The sequence below is a fragment of the Rhodanobacter ginsengiterrae genome, from assembly GCF_050026815.1.
GTDB lineage: Bacteria > Pseudomonadota > Gammaproteobacteria > Xanthomonadales > Rhodanobacteraceae > Rhodanobacter > Rhodanobacter ginsengiterrae.
Map to the genome: position 1 here is coordinate 169,727 of NZ_JALBWO010000053.1, position 18,787 is coordinate 188,513.

Consider the following 18,787-nt stretch of genomic DNA (forward strand, 5'->3'; position numbering starts at 1 on the left):
CCGGCGCGCCGGGCGGGTGGGTCGGGTCAGGCCGGCATCGGCAGGCGGAACGAGCCTGGCAGCAGCTCGGCCACGCTGGTCTGCTCGGTATCGCCGTGCAGGTTGCCCAGCAACACCGGCATCGCGTCATGGCACAGTTCGGACATTACCTGACGGCAGGCGCCGCAAGGACTGACCGGGCCGGGCGTGTCGGCGATCACCGCCAGCGCCACGAAGTCGCCACGCCGGCAACCGGCCGCCATGGCGCTGAACAGGGCGGTTCTCTCCGCGCAGTTGCACAGGCCGTAGGCGGCGTTCTCCACGTTGCAGCCGCTGAATTGCCGGCCATCGCGGGTCAACAGCGCAGCGCCGACCTGGAATTTTGAATACGGTGCATAGGCCTGTTCGCGCGCGCTGCGCGCCAGGACCATCAGTTCGTGGAGCGAGGACGGATCGAAAGCGGCGGGTGCTGCGGGCATCGGGATCTCCGGCGATGACCCCGGAACGGGCGAGCCGCGCGTGCCGGCGGGCCAGCTTACTCTTTTGGGCCGGCCCGGATCAAAACCCCTGCATGCCGCTAAGATGATCGAACCATTGCCGAGGGGACTGCATCATGGGGATCACCATTGCCGCTTTGCGTGAGACTGCCGCCGGCGAGCGCCGCGTGGCGATCACGCCCGAGATGGCGAAGAAGCTGCGCGGCAAGGGCATCCGCGTGCTGCTTGAGCATGATGCCGGACGCGCGGCCGGCTTTCCCGACACAAGCTATGCGGACGTCGAGTTTGCCGAGGCGGCGGCGGTGCTGGCACAGGCGGATCTGCTGGCCTGCGTGCTGCCGCCGGACGATGCGGTGTTCGCCGCAATGCGCGAAGGCAGCGTGGTGGTCGGTCAGTTGCGTCCCTATGGCGCGGCAGGGCGGGTTGCCGCGTTGGCTGCGCACAAGTTGAGCGCCTTTTCACTGGAGCTGCTGCCGCGCACCACGCGCGCGCAGGCGATGGACGTGCTGAGCTCGCAGGCGGCGGTGGCCGGTTATCGCGCGATGCTGATCGCCGCCGAGGCCTCGCCGAAATTCTTCCCGATGCTGACCACCGCCGCCGGCACGATCCGGCCATCGAAGGTACTGGTGATCGGCGCGGGCGTGGCCGGGCTGCAGGCGATTGCCACGGCGCGGCGGCTGGGCGCGCAGATCGAGGGCTATGACGTGCGTCCGGAAACGCGCGAGCAAGTGGAGTCGTTGGGCGCGAAGTTCCTCGACCTCGGGGTCAGCGCCGCCGGCAGCGGCGGTTATGCCCGCGAACTTTCCGCCGAGGAGCGCGCCGCGCAACAGCAGGCGCTGGCCGATCACCTGAAGTCGTTCGACGTGGTGGTTACCACCGCCGCGGTGCCCGGGCGACCGGCGCCGAAAATCCTGACCGCGGCAATGGTCGACGGCATGAAGCCGGGCGCGCTGATCGTGGATCTGGCCGCCGAGGGCGGCGGCAACTGCGAACTGACCCGGCCGGGCGAGCGGGTCGAGCACGGCGGGGTGGTGATCCTGGGCCCGCTGAACCTGCCCGCCGGTGCGCCGTTGCACGCATCGGAGATGTATGCGCGCAACGTGTTCAATTTCGTCGAGCTGCTGGTGCACGACGGCGCATTGAAGCCGGATTTCGACGACGAGCTGGTGGCGAAAAGCTGCCTGAGCCACGCCGGCGAGACGCGTTTCGCCGGCTGAGGTCAGCCAGGCCAGGCTGCGGCGTTGCGCAGGGCGGGCGCAGTGACCTTGGGAAAACGGCAGGAGCGCACCCTGTGCGCGATGCTCTTGGTCACCTGACGAAAGGCATCGCGCCCAAGTTGGCGATGACCAGCCCGGTTTCAGGGTTGGTCGGGGCCATCGGGTGGCGGTGGCGGACGATCATGCCCGCGACGTTCATTCCAGTGCAGGCGTTCGGCAGGTGGCAGCGCGTGCCATTCGCGGATCAGCCTTTCGCGCTGCGCCGGTGGCAGTTTCTGGAAGCGCTCGAAGGTGTTGTGCAGCTGTTCGCGTTGCTGCCTGGGCATCTGGTGGAATTTACGCATGTTCTCGCGCGCCTGCTTCCGCTCGGCGGGCGTCATTTGTTGCCAGCGGGCGATGTGCTGGCGGACTTCCTCGCGCTTTTCCGGCGGCAGGGTGACCCAGCGTTCGGCACGCTGCAGCATGCGCGCCTGCTTGCGTGGCGACATGCTGTCCCAGTCATTCTTCAGCGGTGCCAGCACGTCGCGCTGGGCCGGATCCAGGCCGCTCCACGGGCGCGCCGGTGCCGGCGCTTCGTCCTGCGGCGGCGGTGGCACATGCTGTGCGTACAGTGGCGCCACCGCTACGCCGCCGAGCAGGAAGGCCAGCAACGGGGGCAGGATCGGACTAAGGATTCGATTCATGGCTCAGCGTTTCGCAGACGGGCCGTCGGTGCTGGCCAGCCAGTCGTAGAAGTCCAGGTTCTGGTAAAGGTTGGGGTCGGTCTTGTCGGCATCGGGTGGCAATTCCGTGTCCGCGTCGTCGATGCTGCTTGTTGAGAGTGCCGCGGTCGGGGCGTGTTGTTGCGGCAACGGCTGCCACACCATCAGCGCCGCCAACGCGATCACGGCAAACGCGCCCGAGGGGATCAGCCAGCGGACCGTGCGCTGCACCGAGGCGTTTGGTTTCTGCAGCGCTTCACGGCGGGCAGCACGCAGCCGCCCGGCAGTCACCGGATCGATGTGTTGCGCGGCCTCGTGCCAGAGCTCGCGTGAGCGCTGCTCCAGCCGGTCGTCGGGCCGATGGTTGTTCAGCCTGTTCTTGTCCAGCGAATTCATCGCCAGTCCTCCAGTTGGTCGCGCAGATGATGCATGGCGCGCGACAGATGGGTTTTCACGCTGCCTTCGGAGCAGCCCATGGCGCGAGCGGTTTCCGCCACGTCGAGCCCTTCCAGCATGCGCAGCATGAAGGCTTCGCGCTGGCGCTGCGGCAGTTGCCTGACGGCGGCGGCCATGTCGACGTATGCTTGCGAATCGTGCAGCCGGCCCAGCGGATCCTGGCCCGGGTCGGCCGGTTCCCACACGGGCAGCTCATCGCCGTCGCCATCGCGGCCGCCACCGAGCCAGCCGACGACGATCGAGCGTACCTTGCGCCGTCGCTGCAGGTCGACCACTCGCCGACGCAGGATGCCCCAGAACAAGGGCGCCCATTCCGTGGCCGGTTTGTCGCGGTAGTGCTTGACCAGCCGCAGCATGGCGTCCTGCACCGCGTCCAGCGCGTCCTCCCGATGGCGCAGCTGCAGTTCGGCCATGCGGAACGCGCGCCGTTCGACCTGCGCAAGGAACGCATCCAGCGTGGCGGGCGCCTCGCGGACGTCACTCAACAGTTCCGCGCCGAGTGTGCCGATGGCGCTGTTCACTGCGAACTCGTCCCCGATTTCGGTTGAACCATCTGCGGGCTCCAGTGGTGGGATCCCGGAGTTCAACGCGGCAGGCTCGCACGGGTTGACCGGCACCCGTATGATGCAAACTCGACGTCCTGGCGGGCGGCTCTCACGGGGGATGGGGTCATGATCGACGGTTTCCTGGCGCTGTACATCTTCATGCTGGCTGCCTTTACCGGCTATGAAATCATCGCGCGGGTGCCGGTGATCCTGCACACGCCACTGATGTCCGGCTCCAACTTCGTGCACGGCATTGTGCTGGTTGGCGCCATGATCGCGCTAGGCCGGGCGCAGACGCCGTTCGAGATTTCGATCGGCTTCATCGGCGTGCTGCTGGGCGCCGGCAACGCCGCCGGCGGCTACGTGGTGACCGAGCGGATGCTGGAAATGTTCAAGTCCAGCAAGCCGGTCGCCGACAAGGAGAGCAAGTGATGAGCTGGTTGCCGACGTTGATCAAGGCCTGCTATTTCATCGCCGCGCTGCTGTTCATCCTGGGCCTGAAACGCATGAGCTCGCCGCGCACCGCGCGCGGCGGCATCGTGTGGGCCGGCTACGGCATGCTGCTGGCGGTGCTGGCCACCTTCTTCCTGCCCGACATGCACAACCGCGGGCTGATCGTCGCCGCGGTGCTGATCGGCGTGAGCGCCGCGTGGTGGACCGGTCGCCGCGTGGCGATGACCGCGATGCCGCAGATGGTGGCGCTGTACAACGGCATGGGCGGCGGTGCGGCGGCGGCGATCGGTGCGGTCGAGCTGATCGGCTATGCGCGTGGCCTGGGCCTGCTGCATGCGGTGCCGGACACCTCGCCGCTGCGCCCCGAAGCCTGGGCGGTGAACGGGTTGCCACCTGCGCTGACGCCAGTGGAACTCACGCTGGGTGTGCTCGGTGCCTTGATTGGCGCGGTGAGCTTCTCCGGCTCGCTGGTGGCGTTCGCCAAGTTGCAGGGCTGGATGGACAAGCGCTTCGTGTTCGCCGGTCAGCGCGCGGTGAACCTGTTGCTGCTGGCTGGCGCCATCGTGGTGGGCATCTTGCTGGTGCTGGGCCAGGCCAGCCTGCCGCTGATCCTGGCGTTCTTCGCGCTGGCGCTGCTGTTCGGCCTGATGATGACCTTGCCGATCGGCGGTGCCGACATGCCGGTGGTGATCTCGCTGTACAACGCATTCACCGGCCTGGCGGTGGCGTTCGAGGGTTTCGTGCTGGGCAACGAGGCGATGATCATCGCCGGCATGGTGGTCGGTGCGGCGGGTACCTTGCTGACCCAGTTGATGGCCAAGGCGATGAACCGCTCGATCGGCAACGTGCTGTTCGGCAGTTTCGGCGCGGCCGGTGGCGAGGCGCAGGCGATCGAGGGTGCGCAGAAGCCGATCGATGCCGCCGACGCCGCGGTGATGATGGCGTACGCCGAGCGCGTGGTGATCGTGCCCGGTTACGGCCTGGCGGTGGCCCAGGCGCAGCACAAGGTATGGGAATTCGCGCAGTTGCTGATCAAGCGCGGGGTGAAGGTGAAGTTTGCGATCCACCCGGTCGCCGGCCGCATGCCGGGACACATGAACGTGCTGCTGGCCGAAGCTGGCGTGCCGTATGACCTGATCGCCGACATGGAAGACATCAACCCCGAGTTCGCCACCACCGACGTGGCGCTGGTGATCGGTGCCAACGACGTGGTGAATCCGCTGGCCCGGACCGATCCGGCCTCGCCGATCTACGGCATGCCGATTCTTGATGTGGGCAATGCGAAACATGTGATCGTCATCAAGCGCGGCAGGGGCACCGGTTTTGCGGGGATCGAGAACGCGCTGTTCTATGCCGACAATACGCGGATGTTGTATGGCGACGGGCAGGCGGCCGTGGGTGAGCTGGTGACGGCGCTGAAGGAAGTCGACGGCTGACCTGCCCGGGATTTTGCAGGCGCGGTGAGCCTGCGGGCCCAAAAAAAGGATGCCCCGTTGCCGGAGCATCCAGTGGCGACCCGGGGAGGGTCGGTCGCCAGGAGAACGCCTGGGATGCCGAATCGCGGAAGCATCCTGCCGCTATTGAAACGCCGTTGCCGACGCCTGTCCGTGCCCTGTTGCGCAGATCAGGCGCCGCTGGTGCCTGATCTGCGAAGGTCCGTCCGTGGACTGCCAGTTCATCGTGTTGGCAAAGCCTGCTAGAACCAGACGCCGACGGTGACGCCGTAGGTGCGCGGTGGCAGGTATTGCGAGGTGTAGATGAAGCTGCCGTCGGGCAGGGCGAAGCGACCGGCGCTGGTGCGCACCTTGCCGTCGGCCACGTTCTGCACGTAGCCCGAGACCCACCAGCGATCCTGCGGCTCGGTGTAGCGCACCGAGACGTCGCCACGCGTATAGGCCTTCTGCTGATCTCCCTCGCCGAGGTTGAACGTGCTCAGCCACTGCGAGCTCTGGTACTGCGCGGACACCCGCGGGGTCAGCCGGCCGCCGTTGCTCAGGTGGAAATCATGCTCGTAGATCGCGGTGAGCGACAGGTTCGGCGCGTGCGGCAGGTCGTTGCCGCTGACGTTGATGCAGTTGCTGATGCCGGACACCGGGGCGCAGGCAGGCAGGCCCTGATAGTCGTTGCTGCCGGCGTAGAGCAGGGTGCCCAGTTCCTTCTTCGGGATCGCCGAGAACACCAGGTTGAGCCGGTCGTCCTGGCTGGAATAAGCCAGCTCGGATTCGAAGCCCAGCACCTTGGTGGTGCCCTTGACGTTGGAGAAGCCCAGTCCGCGGTTGCCGTCGGGGTAGGTGATCGGCGCGGCCAACTGGAAGTTCTTGAACTGCTCGTAGTAGATCGCGCTGTTCCAGGTCAGGTGGCCATCGAGGAAGCTGAACTTCGAGCCGACTTCGTAGTTGGTCAGTGTCTCCGGCGCGTACAGCGTGCCGGCATCCTGGGTGCCGCCGGATTTGTAGCCGGTGGACACGCTGGCATACACCAGGCCGTGCTGGCCGACGTCGGCATCGAGCCGGCCCAGCCAGGTGACCTTGCTCTTGCTGTATTTCGCATCGTTGACGGTGGAGATGTTGAAGCCCACGTTGCCCGGTTCGACATCCGGCGCGATCGGCACTTGCGGCACGGTCGGGTCATACGCCCAACCCCAGCCGCGGCCGCCGACGTTCTCCTTCTTGTCCCTGGACCAGCGCGCGCCGCCGGTGAGGCGCAGGCCGTCGCTGATGTGCCAGGTCGCCTGGCCGAAGAAGGCGGTGGACTTCACTGTTTCCTTGGGCTGGATGAACGAGCCCTGCCAGCCGATGGTGCCCTGCGAGGTGCCGTTCAGGATCGGGATGTCGAAGCGGATGTTGTTGTCTTCGGCGGCGTAGTAGGCGCCGAGGATCCAGTCGACGGCGTTGTCACCGACGGACTTCAGGTCCAGCTCGTGGCTGTAGTTGCTGTAGTTGGAAAAGTTGGTGCGGTCGTTCTGGTACGAGGCGCCGGTGTTGAAGCTGGTCGGTACCTGCGCACCGTTGTCCTGGTCGAAGTTGCTCTTGCCGGAGAAGCGGTTGAAGCCGGCCACATAGCTCAGCAGCATCGAGTCGCCGAGCTTGAAGTCCATCCGGCTGCGCACCGTGTTCGAATCGCGCTTGAGATAGGGCGCGGTATCGATCAGCGCCGACCAGAAATCCTGCCCGGCACGGGGCTTCTGCATCAGGCTCATGCCCGGCGTGCCGCGGTCGCGGAAGTATTCCCAGGACAGGTTCCAGGTGAAGTTGTCGCTGGGCTGCCACAGCGCGCTGACACGCGCGGCGGACTGGTCCTGCGCGTTGTACTTGTCGCCACCGGTCACGTAGTTGCCGGCATTGATCGGCTGGAACGTGGCGAGCGTGCCGCCGCTGGCCAGGTAGTTCGCCTGCTGCTGCGCGACGCTGGGCAGCTGTTTCGACGGGTTCTGGTAATCGACGTAGCCGTCATGCTGTTCCTGCGCGACCGCGATGCGCATGCCGAAGGTGCTGCTGATCGGCAGGTTCACCGTGGCGCGGGTGCCTATGTGGCTGTAGTTGCCCGCCTCGATCTGCGCGTTGCCGTAGAAGCCGCTGAGGTCCGGCTTGCCGGTCTGGAAGTTGACCACGCCGGCGGTGGAGTTGCGCCCCCACAGCGTGCCCTGCGGACCGCGCAGCACTTCGACGCTGTCGATGTCCAGCAACAGTCCGGCGGCGGCCTCCGGCCGCGGCGAATACACGCCGTCGATGAACATCGCCACTTCCGGATCGGCGTATTCGGTCTTGGCGCTGTCGTTGCCGATGCCGCGCATGGTCAGCGTGACCACGCCATGGTCGCCCTGCGAGGTGGCCTGGAAACCGGGGACCAGCTTGGTGATGTCCTGCACCGTCATCACCCGCTCCTTGTCGAGCGAGTCCGCGCTGATCACGCTGATCGCGACCGGGGTTTTCTGCAGCGGCGTTTCGCGCTTGGTCGCGGTGACCTGGACGCTGTCCAGATCCTTCACCTTGCGCGCGTCCGCCGCTTTCTGCGGGGCGGTGTCCTGACCTGCAGCGTAGACGGTGCCGGAGGCAAGGATCGCGGTCATCGCGATGTACAAAGCCGAGTAGCGTAATTTCATTTCACCCTCTCCCCAAAGATCGTCTGGACATGCAGTGGTCGTGGACATGCGCTATTGTGCGTAATGACAGCGCTGTCAAAATGTATGACAGCGCTGTCATCGGGGCCGATCCTACTGCGAAAATCCATGTTTGGCTTGTTGCTGCGCAGCACGCCGCGGAGGGCGCGAAATGTCACGCATTCAGAAGATCCTGGTAGTCGGCGGTGGCACGGCAGGCTGGCTTGCCGCCTGTTACCTGGCCAAGACGCTGAACACCGCCGCGCCCGGCAGCATCCGGGTCGAGCTGGTGGAGTCGCCGAACATCGGCTTGCTGGGGGTGGGCGAGGCGACCTTTCCGTCGATCCGCGGCACCCTCGCCGCGATCGGCCTGGACGAACGCCGCTTCCTGGTCGGCGCCAGTGCCACCTACAAGCAGGGTATCCAGTATGTGAACTGGGTACGCCCACCTGATACGGCGGGAGCGGACCGCTTCTTCCATCCGTTCAGTCAACCCAGCCAGCGCCCCGGCAGCCCGGAGCTGCTGCCTTACTGGCTGCTTGGCGGCGCGCCCGCGGGCACTTCATTCGCCGAGGCGGTGACCATGCAGCAGCGGCTGATCGATAACGGTCGCGCGCCGAAGCGCGCCAGTGATCCCGACTATCAGGGGCCGATGAACCACGCCTACCATTTCGACGCGGCCTGCTTCGCCAGGGTGCTGGCCGAGCATGGCCAGCAGCTGGGCATCAAGCGTCACCTGGCGACGGTGGAGCGCGCCGAGCTGGACGAATCGGGCGCCATCGCGCGCATCGTCACGCGGGAAATCGGCGATCTCTCGGCCGACCTCTACGTGGACTGCACCGGCCTGCGCGGCGCACTGATCGGTGGCGCGATGCAGTCGCCGTTCCACAGCCGGCGCGATGTGCTGTTCGCCGATCGCGCCGTGGCGCTGCAGGTGCCATACCAGAAACCGGATGCGCCGATCCTGCCGTTCACCCGTGCCACCGCGCAGGAGGCGGGCTGGATCTGGGACATCGGCCTGCAGCAGCGGCGCGGCATCGGCTACGTCTATTCGTCGCGGCATGCCGATGCGAACCGCGCGGAAGAAGTCATTCGTGGCTACGTGGGCGACGCCGCGGCCGGACTGGAGGCGCTGCATATCAAGTTCGAGACCGGCTATCGACCGGAACACTGGCGTCGCAACTGCGTGGCGGTGGGGCTGGCCGGCGGCTTCGTCGAGCCGCTGGAATCCACCGGCATCGCGCTGGTCGAACTGGGCGCCTATCTGATCACCCACCTGTTGCCGGGCGACGTCGATGACATGGAACGCACGGCGCGCCAGTTCAACCAGATGATGGTGGCGCGCTACGAGCGCATCATCGATTTCATCAAGATGCACTACTGCCTGTCGCAGCGCCGCGACCATGCGTTCTGGATCGACAACACCGATCCGGCCAGCATCCCGCAGACCTTGCAGGACCGCCTGGCGCTGTGGCGCCACCGCCCGCCACATCGGCTGGACTTCGTCACCGACCTGGAAATGTTCATGCCGGCCAGCTGGCAATACGTGCTGTACGGCATGGAGTTCAAGACCGAGCTGGAGCCGATGCGCAGCGCGTATACGCAGATGGAGGCGGCGCAGCGCGAATTCGCGATGATCCGCGAGATGTCCGCGCACGCCTTGAACGATCTGCCGGATCATCGCGCCCTGGTCGAGCAACTGTGTCGCGAACATGCACAGCGGACGGAGCGGCGTGAAACGGTGGGCGTGAGCTGAACGGCTCGGGCGGGCATTGCCCGCCCTGTGGCGCTGTAGGAGCGCACCCTGTGCGCGAGCTTTTTCGTCACGTGGCGAAGAGCATCGCGCACAGGGTGCGCTCCTACAAAAAACGGGTTTTCGAAGTTCTCTTCAGCGGCGTCACGAGCGGCGGACCGTGCCCGCTCGACGCGCCGTGCGGAAGTCGCTTCAATGCAACTCGATCACCACCAGCCCCTGCACCGGCACGTCGAGTGCCAGCTTGCCGTCGTGCACGTCCATGGTTTCCGGGGCGGCCAGCTGGCCGGCTGTGCGCAACTGCTCGATCTGTGCTCGGCTGGGCGAGTCGGGCCGGCCCATGGCGTCGAACGCGGCGACGGCATTGCCGTGGGTTTCGTCCACGCGCCAGACGGTGGCATGGGCGGCGGCGGGCAGATGCCGCAGGGCGATGCTGAAATGTTTCGTGGCGCCGCCGGGTTTGCCGGCCGTGTAGCTGGCCGTGTCGCCGACGGGCGCGGCGTAGTTCCACAGCGCGATCACCACGCAGCCGTCTTCGCGCCGGGTGACCAGGGCGGAATCCGAATCCGTCGGCAGCCGTTGTCCGCCCAGCTTGTGCAGCAGCGCGAAGGCGTTGAACGCGGGCTTGGGTATGCGGTCGGCGGCGATCAGCCCGAAGCCGCCGTAGAACGGGTTGCGCACCACGCCCTGTTCCTCGAACACGTCGGAGAACGACCAGTAGCTCATCACCTCGATCTTGCCGGCGCATTCGCGGATCGTGTTGGCCAGCCATGGCCCCATGAACACGGTGTCGGTGACGTTGGGCAGGTTGGCGTAGCTGGCGTTGTACTCGCTGAACACCAGCGGCATCTTCGGATAGGGCGACGCGGCGATCTCGCGGTGCACCTTGTCCACCGCGCGGCAGACCATGTCGCGGCGGGAGACCTTCTCGGCGCTGTGCAGCACGTTGTCCGCGGTGTCATCGCCGTAGACGTGGCTGCTGACGAAATCCACCGGCACTTTTGCCTCGTGCGCATGCTTGAGGAAGTCGGGAATCCACGCCGCCTGCGCGGTGCTCGGGCCGCCCACGCGCAGCCGCGGGCTGACCGCCTTGAGCGCGCGCACGGTGTGGTCATACAGCGTGAAGTAGCTCGACTGCGCCGGCGTGCCGGTCCAGAAGCCGATATTCGGCTCGTTCCAGACTTCGAAGTACCAGCTGGCCACTTCCTCGATGCCGTAACGCTCGACCAGATGTTTCGCCAGCGCGCCGATCATCGCGTCCCACTCGGCGTAGTTCTTCGGCGGCGCGATGTTCGGGTGGTACCAGAACGGATGCAGCGCGACCGGATCGGAAGTCAGTTCCGGCGGCATGAAGCCCAGTTCGACGAACGGCCTGAAGCCGTGCTCGAGCAGGCCGTCATAGATCTGGTCGACGTAGGAGAAGTTGTAGGAGATCTTGCCCTGTGCGTCGCGCTGCACCAGGCCCACGTCGTGGTCGAGGATGCCGTGGAAGCGGATGTAGCCGACGCCGGTGGCCTGGTGCACGGCGTCCAGATTCTTGCGGTAGTCGTCGCGCAGCGCCAGCGAGGCGCGGCCGGAGCCGAGCATCTGTTCCCAGAAATGCGGGAAGGCAGTGCCGTCGGCGGTGGCGTCGACGTGGACCGTTTCGGTTGCCGCGGGAGCGGCATGCCCCACGCCGACGACCAGCAGGGTCGTGGCGAAGGTGGACAACAGAAGCTGGCGGGCAATAGACATGTGACTCATGGGCTGTCCGGATGGTCGCGGGCGGATCGCCTGGGGCGGCGGATGTAAACGTTTACATCATGGCGCGCAGTCTCGTACGGATTCACGGCGGCGTCCACTGCCGCCAGTCATTCCGGAGCGCTCAGTGTGGCGGCGAAAGCAGGATGGCCTGTGCTTTGCCCGCAGCAACCCGGACCCAGGTCAGCGTGCCGAAACGATCGTGCGCGCTGGCCCAGCCTTCGCCCTGGCTGTGCTGCAGCGAGTCGGCATCGCTGAAGAATTTCATCGGCCGGCCATCACGGCTGACCGCAGCGGCGCCGGCGCCGTGGATCTTCAACAGGTAGAACTTCAGCGGCGGCTTGTAGCTGCCGGTGACCGTGCCCGTCTCGAAGCGCACGCCGTCGTCTTGTCGTTGCACGGCCAGCGGTTGGCGGAAGTACGCGGCGTGTTCGTAGTCGTAGCTGTTGCCGTCATCGTCGTAGTAGTCGAACTGTGTGCGCGTGTCGCCGGGAAAGACCTCGACCTCCAGTTGCGTCACCGGATGCTGGCCCACGTAGTCCATCACCGGCTGGGTCGGCACGATGCCGCCGTCGCGCACGAACAGCGGGATGTCGCTCCACGTCTTGGCGTCGATCGCCAGCGTCACGTTCTGGCCACCGGCGTAGCGCTTGCCGGTGAACCAGTCGGTCCACTGGCCGGCGGGCAGATAGATCGTCTTGGAGGTCTGGCCCTGCTCGACCACTGGCGACACCAGCAGGCTCTCGCCGAACATCCAGCTGGCCACGTCGTTGCGCACCTTCGGATCGTCTGGCCATCCGAACACCAGCGGGCGCACCAGCCCGACGCCGGTGAGGCGGCGCTGGTCCTCGTAGCTGTAGATGTAGGGAATGAGGCTGTAGCGCAGGCGGATCGCATCGGCGGCGGCCTTTTCGGCGGTCGGCCCGTACAACCACGGCTGGCGCTTCTGGCTGGAGTCGCCGTGCACGCGGAACACCGGCACGAAGGCGCCGAACTGCACCCAGCGCGCGTAGTTCTCCGGCGTCGGTGTGCCCGCGGTGAAGCCGCCGGTATCCATGCCCCACTGCATCGCGCCCACGTCGATGGCGCTCAGCATGCGCGCGCGCTGGCCGGCCATGCTGGCGAAGCCGGTGTGGATGTCGCCCGACCACATGCCGTAGGCGTAGCGCTGCGCGCCGAGGTAGAAGTTGCGGCTGATCGACCACACGCGCTGGTTGGTGATGGCGCGCTGGCCGTCGTAGATCGCGCGCTGCATGTCCAGGTGCTGGGTGTCGATGGCGACGTTGTCCGCCTCGTCGTTCCACCAACCCACGATGCCGGAGTTGAACGCGCTCTTCATGTGGTCGAAGAACCACGTGCGCGCCTTCGGATTGGCGAAGTCGATCTCGCGCACCGGCTTGCCGGAGAAGTAGTCCTTGGCCGGCTTGTTGCCCTTGAGGAAGTAGCCGCTCTCGGCCGCCTCGCGGCCTTCGATGGTGTCGACGTGCACGCGCGGCTTCATGATGCCGGTGAGCTTGATGCCGCGCTCGTCGAGCATCTGCTTGAGCTTGCCGCTGGGGCCGTCGGGGAACTTGGCGGTGTTCCAGGTGAACTCGCCCCAGTCGTTGCCCCAGTCCTTCCAGTCGAAGTCTAGCGTGAAGTTGTCGATCGGGATGTGCTTGGCGCGATACGTGTCGACGATCTGCAGCAGCTCCTTCTCGTCGATGCCCCACTGGCTGTTGGTGAAACCGATCGCCCACTTCGGGAACAGCGGCGTGTGGCCGCTGACCTTGGCCACGTCGGCGAAGATCTGCTTCGGCGAGCCGGCGATCAGGTAATAGTCCAGGTCCTTGCGCGAGGTGTCGCCGGCAGCGATGCGGGCGCCGTCGAGATGGAATGTGCCGCCCACGGTATCGATCAGCACACCGTAACCAGCGGTGCTCCACACCAGCGGCGCACCGGCATGGCCCTGCTCGCCCGCGGTGATGGTCTGCGTGCCGGTGCGCAGCAGGCCGGCGCTGGCGTCCTCGGTGGCGTTGTAGCCGCCGATGCCGTAGAGCGGATCGCCCTTGGCGTGATCCAGCGACAGCTTGCCGGCGGTGAGTGCGCTGAGGTCATGCTGGGTCAGCAGCACGTGCCCGACCGCATCGGAAAACTGCAGGCTGCCATCGCGCGCATCCCAGCGCAGCGTGGCCGCGTTGGTGGACAGCGTGGTGACGCCGCCCGCGGTGCTGGTCTTCACGTCGGTGAGCGCGGCTGGCATCGCCTTCGGGTCGATCACAATGGAGGCCGGGCTGCTCTCGCCGTTGGGCAGCGCATGCACGCGAACCGTGTTCGGCGTGATGAAGCTGATCGCGATGCGGTCGCTGCCGTGGACGAGGGTGAGGCTGCCGTGCGCCACCTCCGCGCTGAACGCGGCATCGGCTGGGGCAGCGGACGCAGGCATGACCGCCATGCCGAGGCAGAGGCCGAGGGCGAGGGTCAGGTGGCGTGGCGTGAAGTGGGACATGCGGAAACCTTGCATCGGGGAACGGGAAAGCGGGATGGCCGGCATTACTGCAGGATCACCGAGGTGTAGGGCGGCAACGTGAGCTGGCCGCCAGCGAGCGTGGCGCCGGAGGCGGTCTGGCGCACGATGGTGGAGAACGTCGGCGCGCCATCGCCGAGCGTCACGTTCTGCGCCTGGCCGGAGAGGTTGTGCAGCACCAGCACGCGCGATTTCGGGTCCTGCAGCTGCCAGCCGACCACCTGCGCGTTGCCGCTGGCGAAGGCGGTCAGCGCGCCGTCGCGCAGCGCGGGGATCTGCTCGCGCCAGTGGATCAGCGTTCGGTAGCGGGCAAGCAGTGAATCGGGATCGGCCAGCTCGGCCTGCACCGAGACGTCCGCGCCATCGTGCGACGTTGATGGCTTCCACGTTGTCTCGCCGCTGGCGTGTTCGGAGCGCGCCCAGCGCATCGGCTCGCGCAGGTCCGGGTCGGGCTTGACCCCGCGCATGCCCAGCTCCTCGCCGTAATAGACGAACGGCTGACCGGGCAGGGTCAGCAGCATCGCCGCAGCCATGCGCATGTGTTGTGCGTTGCCATCGAGCTGGCTCATCACGCGTTCCTGGTCATGATTGGACAGAAACGGCGCGTCCACGCCTGCCTTGCCGGTGGCCTTGCGATAGGCGGCGTCGGTGCGCGCCAGCAGCGCGGGCAGGTCGCCGGCGCGCTCGTTCCTGGCGCTGTCGATCAGCCGGCTGGCCAGCGGAAAGTCGAACACCGCACTGAGCGGCCCGAACCAGGGCGCGAGTTTGTCCGGCGAATCCTGGGTGACTTCGCCCACGATATAGACGTCCGGACGAATCACCTGCATGGCGTGGCGAAATTGCGACCACCAGGCCAGGTTTCTGGCGAGCACCTGTGGGTCGCCGTCTTGTGCCTTGAAGTCGTAGTAGATGTGCTGGGCCGCATCGAGCCGAAAGCCGTCGACGCCCTGCTTCAGCCAGTAGCGGCCAACGTCGAGCATTTCCCGGCGCACCGCCGGCGTGTCGTAGTTGAGGTCGGGCATGGCCCCGGTGAAGTCGCCCAGGTAGTGCGCGCTGCCTGCCGCCCGCCAGGCCTGCCCGCCGACGGCGCTGGCCGCGGCCAGGTCGGTGTGCGGCCCGGCCCAGCTGTACCAGTCGTGATAGGGACTCGCCGGATCGCGCGCGGCGATGAACCACGGATGCCGGTCGCTGGTGTGATTGATCACCAGATCGATGACCACCTTGATGCCGCGTTTGTGTGCCTCGACCAGCAGCCGGCGGAAATCGCCAGCCGTGCCGTATTGCGGGTTGATGCCGTAGTAGTCGGTGATGTCGTAGCCGTGATAGCTGGGTGACGGATTGATCGGCATCAGCCAGATGCCGCTGACGCCCAGTGCCTTGAGATAGTCGAGCTTCGCGGTGACGCCGTTGAGATCGCCGATGCCGTCGCCGTCGGTGTCGTACCAACTGCGCACGAAGATTTCGTACCAGACGTCCGGGCGGGCGGTGGAGGCAGCGTCCGACGACAGCGCCTTGACTGCAGCCTCGTGGTGCTCGGCAGGCGCACGCGCGGATGGCGCCGCGCATCCGGTGACGAGCAGGGCATTGCACATTAGCAAGGCAAAGGCAGCAGGGCGCATCAACGGGGACTCCGGCAACTTGCGGCTGATCGTGTCGTTTTTGCGTGGCGAATGGCTTGCGCCGGGCGGCGACCATCCATCGTGAGAGTGCTCTTCATGGTAGGCCGCCGGGCGGCGAATGCCGCAGTTGTGCATACGTATTCATGCGCCGCGGGGGCGCTTTTCAGCGCTGCGCCGTGAGATGAGCGAGCGGCTTTCGACGCGCCGGTGCGGAACGCGTCCGCCTTGGCGGCGGCCGGTGGGACGGGCACGGCATTGGTTGCATCATGCGCGCCGTGCGCGACACAAATGGCGGGCAAAAAAAACCTGCCGGCGTCGCCGCCGGCAGGACAGGGAGTAGCTGCGTTGGCTCAGAATTTGTAGGTGGCGCCAAGCAGGTAGGTACGGCCCCACTCGATGTACTCGAGCGGACGATCCCTGGTGCCGGCGTAGGTGCGATACGGCGCGTTCGTCAGGTTGCTGGCCTGCAGCTGCACACTCAGTCCGTGCAGCTTGCTGCCCTCGGCGAAGGTGTAGCCAACCTGTGCGTCGAAGATTTTTTCGCCGACGACATAGCGCAGCGTGCGCGCACCGTTGAAGTTGCCAATTTCGCCGATGAAGTCCGAACGCTTGCGCTCACTGATGCGGGCATCGAACCCATTCTTTTCGTAGTAGGCGGTGAAGTTGAACACGCGCTTGGACAGGCCTGGCAGGCTGATCGGGCCATCGCCCACGCTGGTCGCGTTCTCGGGAGATCTGATCTTGACGCTGCTGTCGTTGAAGCTTGCGCTGCCCAGCACGCCGAAGCCATCAAGTGCCGGCGTAAGCATGCTCAGCGGTATCGATGCCGACAATTCCAGACCCTTCAGACTGCCACCCTTGCCGTTGAACGGAGCACTGAAGGTTCCCTTGGTCAGGGTCGGCGGCTCGTTGGGACCCGGCACATAATTGGCTACCAGGGACGAGAAGTCGTAGTTGTCGCGCGTCTGCGTGTAGATGTAGCTGGTCAGGTCCTTGTAGAAGAACGCCGCGGCGACGTAGCCACTGCCACCGAAGTATTTTTCCCACGACAGATCGAAGGCGTTGGCGCGCCACGGGTCAAGCCTCGGATTGCCGCCGCTGGCACCCGGCTTGCCGGTGGTCTTGTCGACCCCGAACTCCAGCGAGGCGCGCATGTCATCCATGCGCGGACGCGCAACCTGCTTGGCCAGTGCCACGCGGAGCATCTGGGTGTCGGTAAGCGAGAAGGCCAGATTCAGGCTGGGCAGTACGTCGGTATAGGTCTTGCCGTCGGTGAACCTTTCGATCTGGCTGCCAACCGGCTTCGAATCATTGAAGACGTTGGCCGACGAGGACTGGTCCGCGCGCTGCACCTGGACGCCCACGTTGCCGCGCACGGGAATGCCCCATACGGTGTCGATATTCGCCATCGCATAGGCGGTGGTGATCTTCTCCGACAGGTCCCAGGCCTTGGACACCAGATACGAGGCGTCTTCGTTGGGCGCGAAGGTCATGTAGCGCGCGACGGCACCCGGCACATACCACGACGGGATCTTGCCGACGCCGGCGAAACCCAGGTCCACCAGGCCGTACTGCAGGTCGGGTGCGATCGCCGTGTCGCCCTGGGCACCGACGTTGATATTGCCTTCGGGCTGGTGCTTGATCTTTTCGCGGTCGGCGTAGTTGATGCCCACTTCCACGTCGGTGATCAGCTGGCTGACCGAATCGGGCATCGGGATGGTGGCGCCGAGCTTGGCGCTCTTCAGCTGATCGCTGACCCTCGGCGCCTTGCCGTAGCCTGAGCCGTAAATGGTATTGGTCAGGAACAGCTTGCTCGCATCGGAATAGTTGAGTCCGGGCGCCAGCTGGGAAAAGTTGCTGCCCGAGTAGTTCAGGTTGAGCGAATCAAGCTGCGGTGCAGGCACCAGCTGGGTGTTGTTCTCGAGGTTGAGCTCGCGACGCTTGGCCTTGGAGTAGCTGAGGTCGGCCACGATGCTGACCTGACCGGCATTGAACTCGTTCTTCCAGCCTGCCGCGTTGATGGTGTCGTGACGGCTGTTGTACATGCCGCGCACCAGCGGATAGATGTTGTTGGCCGTGCCGCCGGTGAATGTCCCGTTGCCGTTGATCGTCGGGTTGGTGACGGCGAGACGGCCGTAGCCGCCGTTGTAGTCGCCAAGGTTCACCTCGAACTGGTTGGCGGTGTCCTTCTGCGTGGCCTTGGTATGGAACAGGTCGAGCGTGCTGGTCCAGCTTTCCGACGGCCGCCATTCCACCGTGGCCATCACGCCGTCGCGCTTGGTGTAGCCGGTGCGGCGCAACGCCTTGATGCCATCCGAGAACCAGGTGCCGGCGGGCACGCCAGGACGCCAGTTGTCACCCACCTGCTGCCAGGGTTCGTACAGGCCGACCTGATTTTCCTGGGTTGGGGTCTGCGAGTGCGCGTAGCCAACGGCAATGCCCAGCGTGTGATCCATGAACTGGCCGATGTAGCTGGCGTTGAATCGATTGCCGAACGCACTCGAATCTGCTGCCCGGCCCAGCGAATTGTGCTGGCCGCGCACACCGACAACGGTTACGGCCTGCTGGTAGTCCAGCGGCCGCACGGTGTGCATGTCGAGCGTGCCGGAAAGTCCCTGGCCGATCAGGCTGGCCCTGGGCGTCTTGTACACGGTGACGCCGCTGACAAGTTCGGAAGGATACTGGTCGAATTCCACGCTGCGGTTGTCACCGGTGCTGACCATCTCGCGACCGTTGAGCAGGGTGGTGGCGAAGTCCGGCGAGAGACCGCGCACGCTGATCACCTGGGCGCGTCCGGCGACGCGCTGGGCCGACACACCCGGCAGGCGCGCAATCGATTCGGCGATGCTGACGTCAGGCAACTTGCCGATGTCTTCGGAAGAAATGGCTTCGACGATCTCGTTGGACGATTGCTTGGTCGCGATCGCGCTCTGGATACTCTGCGCGAAGCCGCTCACCGTCACCACGCCGAGTTCGGTGGCTTGCTGCTTCTTCTTCGCCTTGGCGTCCTTGACTTCCTGGGCGGTGGAAGTAGTGCTTCCCTGAGTGGTGTCCTGGCTGGACTGGTCGGCGTTGCCGGTCGGAGGTGTCGCGGCCCAGGTCACCGAGGTGGCGCAGAAGCCCACCGATGCCAGCGCCAGAACCAGCACTTTGCGTTTGAGTATCACCGTTATCCCCTCCCAGGGTTGCGCGTCATTATTGGTCATTGGTTTCAGCCCCAGC

At 65.9% G+C, this 18,787-nt stretch carries 13 protein-coding genes; 4 read left to right on the plus strand and 9 right to left on the minus strand.

Annotation, left to right across the window (positions count from 1 at the left end):
- Positions 1–26: 26 nt before the first annotated feature.
- Positions 27–458 (minus strand): cytidine deaminase, encoded by a 432-nt coding sequence (gene cdd, locus ACQGNJ_RS09520; RefSeq protein WP_426689005.1) that lies wholly within the window; start codon positions 456–458, stop codon positions 27–29.
- Positions 459–592: 134 nt separating this feature from the next.
- Here cdd and ACQGNJ_RS09525 point away from each other — a divergent pair, with 134 nt between their 5' ends.
- The gene (locus ACQGNJ_RS09525) at positions 593–1,693 is read left to right on the plus strand and encodes an NAD(P) transhydrogenase subunit alpha (RefSeq protein WP_426689006.1); all 1,101 of its coding nucleotides are present in this window, start codon (positions 593–595) and stop codon (positions 1,691–1,693) included.
- Between the two features lie 140 nt (positions 1,694–1,833).
- On the opposite strand, the gene ACQGNJ_RS09530 is transcribed toward ACQGNJ_RS09525, so the two are convergent.
- From ACQGNJ_RS09530 to ACQGNJ_RS09540, 3 genes are read right to left on the minus strand one after another with little or no spacing between them, the layout of a single operon-like run.
- On the minus strand, positions 1,834–2,376 hold the full coding sequence (locus tag ACQGNJ_RS09530) for a DUF3106 domain-containing protein (RefSeq protein ID WP_426689007.1): 543 nt from the start codon (positions 2,374–2,376) through the stop codon (positions 1,834–1,836).
- 3 nt (positions 2,377–2,379) lie between these two features.
- Positions 2,380–2,790, minus strand: coding sequence for a hypothetical protein (locus ACQGNJ_RS09535; RefSeq protein ID WP_426689008.1), 411 nt, complete (start codon positions 2,788–2,790; stop codon positions 2,380–2,382).
- On the minus strand, positions 2,787–3,371 hold the full coding sequence (locus ACQGNJ_RS09540; protein ID WP_426689009.1) for an RNA polymerase sigma factor: 585 nt from the start codon (positions 3,369–3,371) through the stop codon (positions 2,787–2,789). The genes ACQGNJ_RS09535 and ACQGNJ_RS09540 overlap by 4 nt, the downstream gene beginning before the upstream one ends.
- A 150-nt stretch (positions 3,372–3,521) precedes the next feature.
- Here ACQGNJ_RS09540 and ACQGNJ_RS09545 point away from each other — a divergent pair, with 150 nt between their 5' ends.
- Together ACQGNJ_RS09545 and ACQGNJ_RS09550 are read left to right on the plus strand one after the other, a co-directional pair.
- Positions 3,522–3,827 carry an NAD(P) transhydrogenase subunit alpha part 2 gene (locus ACQGNJ_RS09545; protein WP_426689010.1) on the plus strand — a complete coding sequence of 102 codons (306 nt, stop codon included), beginning with the start codon at positions 3,522–3,524 and terminating at the stop codon, positions 3,825–3,827.
- Entirely contained in the window at positions 3,827–5,284 is a 1,458-nt protein-coding gene (locus ACQGNJ_RS09550) for an NAD(P)(+) transhydrogenase (Re/Si-specific) subunit beta (protein WP_426689011.1), read from the plus strand. Before ACQGNJ_RS09545 ends, ACQGNJ_RS09550 begins: the two co-directional genes overlap by 1 nt.
- Before the next feature lie 260 nt (positions 5,285–5,544).
- On the opposite strand, the gene ACQGNJ_RS09555 is transcribed toward ACQGNJ_RS09550, so the two are convergent.
- Positions 5,545–7,950: a TonB-dependent receptor gene (locus ACQGNJ_RS09555; protein ID WP_426689012.1), complete on the minus strand. Its 2,406-nt coding sequence runs from the start codon at positions 7,948–7,950 to the stop codon at positions 5,545–5,547.
- A 169-nt stretch (positions 7,951–8,119) separates the two neighbouring features.
- Between ACQGNJ_RS09555 and ACQGNJ_RS09560 the strand changes: the two genes are divergently transcribed.
- Entirely contained in the window at positions 8,120–9,703 is a 1,584-nt protein-coding gene (locus tag ACQGNJ_RS09560) for a tryptophan halogenase family protein (RefSeq protein WP_426689013.1), read from the plus strand.
- A gap of 189 nt (positions 9,704–9,892) precedes the next feature.
- Here the strand turns inward: ACQGNJ_RS09560 and ACQGNJ_RS09565 are convergent, their stop codons facing one another.
- From ACQGNJ_RS09565 to ACQGNJ_RS09580, 4 genes are all read right to left on the minus strand, one after another.
- The gene (locus ACQGNJ_RS09565) at positions 9,893–11,443 is read right to left on the minus strand and encodes a GH39 family glycosyl hydrolase (protein WP_426689014.1); all 1,551 of its coding nucleotides are present in this window, start codon (positions 11,441–11,443) and stop codon (positions 9,893–9,895) included.
- A gap of 121 nt (positions 11,444–11,564) precedes the next feature.
- The gene (locus ACQGNJ_RS09570; protein WP_426689015.1) at positions 11,565–13,928 is read right to left on the minus strand and encodes a TIM-barrel domain-containing protein; all 2,364 of its coding nucleotides are present in this window, start codon (positions 13,926–13,928) and stop codon (positions 11,565–11,567) included.
- Positions 13,929–13,972: 44 nt separating this feature from the next.
- On the minus strand, positions 13,973–15,565 hold the full coding sequence (locus ACQGNJ_RS09575) for an alpha-amylase family glycosyl hydrolase (protein ID WP_426689016.1): 1,593 nt from the start codon (positions 15,563–15,565) through the stop codon (positions 13,973–13,975).
- Positions 15,566–15,915: 350 nt separating this feature from the next.
- On the minus strand, positions 15,916–18,771 hold the full coding sequence (locus tag ACQGNJ_RS09580; RefSeq protein ID WP_426689017.1) for a TonB-dependent receptor: 2,856 nt from the start codon (positions 18,769–18,771) through the stop codon (positions 15,916–15,918).
- Between the last annotated feature and the right edge of the window lie 16 nt (positions 18,772–18,787).

What these genes read in the sequence shown, in the direction of transcription:
- ACQGNJ_RS09580 (WP_426689017.1), bottom strand. Translation starts at nt 18,771, where the DNA reads ATGACCAATAATGACGCGCAACCCTGGGAGGGGATAACGGTGATACTC.
- ACQGNJ_RS09545 (WP_426689010.1), top strand. Translation starts at nt 3,522, where the DNA reads ATGATCGACGGTTTCCTGGCGCTGTACATCTTCATGCTGGCTGCCTTT.
- cdd (WP_426689005.1), bottom strand. Translation starts at nt 458, where the DNA reads ATGCCCGCAGCACCCGCCGCTTTCGATCCGTCCTCGCTCCACGAACTG.
- ACQGNJ_RS09530 (WP_426689007.1), bottom strand. Translation starts at nt 2,376, where the DNA reads ATGAATCGAATCCTTAGTCCGATCCTGCCCCCGTTGCTGGCCTTCCTG.
- ACQGNJ_RS09565 (WP_426689014.1), bottom strand. Translation starts at nt 11,443, where the DNA reads ATGAGTCACATGTCTATTGCCCGCCAGCTTCTGTTGTCCACCTTCGCC.
- ACQGNJ_RS09535 (WP_426689008.1), bottom strand. Translation starts at nt 2,790, where the DNA reads ATGAATTCGCTGGACAAGAACAGGCTGAACAACCATCGGCCCGACGAC.
- ACQGNJ_RS09560 (WP_426689013.1), top strand. Translation starts at nt 8,120, where the DNA reads ATGTCACGCATTCAGAAGATCCTGGTAGTCGGCGGTGGCACGGCAGGC.
- ACQGNJ_RS09575 (WP_426689016.1), bottom strand. Translation starts at nt 15,565, where the DNA reads ATGCGCCCTGCTGCCTTTGCCTTGCTAATGTGCAATGCCCTGCTCGTC.
- ACQGNJ_RS09570 (WP_426689015.1), bottom strand. Translation starts at nt 13,928, where the DNA reads ATGTCCCACTTCACGCCACGCCACCTGACCCTCGCCCTCGGCCTCTGC.
- ACQGNJ_RS09525 (WP_426689006.1), top strand. Translation starts at nt 593, where the DNA reads ATGGGGATCACCATTGCCGCTTTGCGTGAGACTGCCGCCGGCGAGCGC.
- ACQGNJ_RS09555 (WP_426689012.1), bottom strand. Translation starts at nt 7,950, where the DNA reads ATGAAATTACGCTACTCGGCTTTGTACATCGCGATGACCGCGATCCTT.
- ACQGNJ_RS09550 (WP_426689011.1), top strand. Translation starts at nt 3,827, where the DNA reads ATGAGCTGGTTGCCGACGTTGATCAAGGCCTGCTATTTCATCGCCGCG.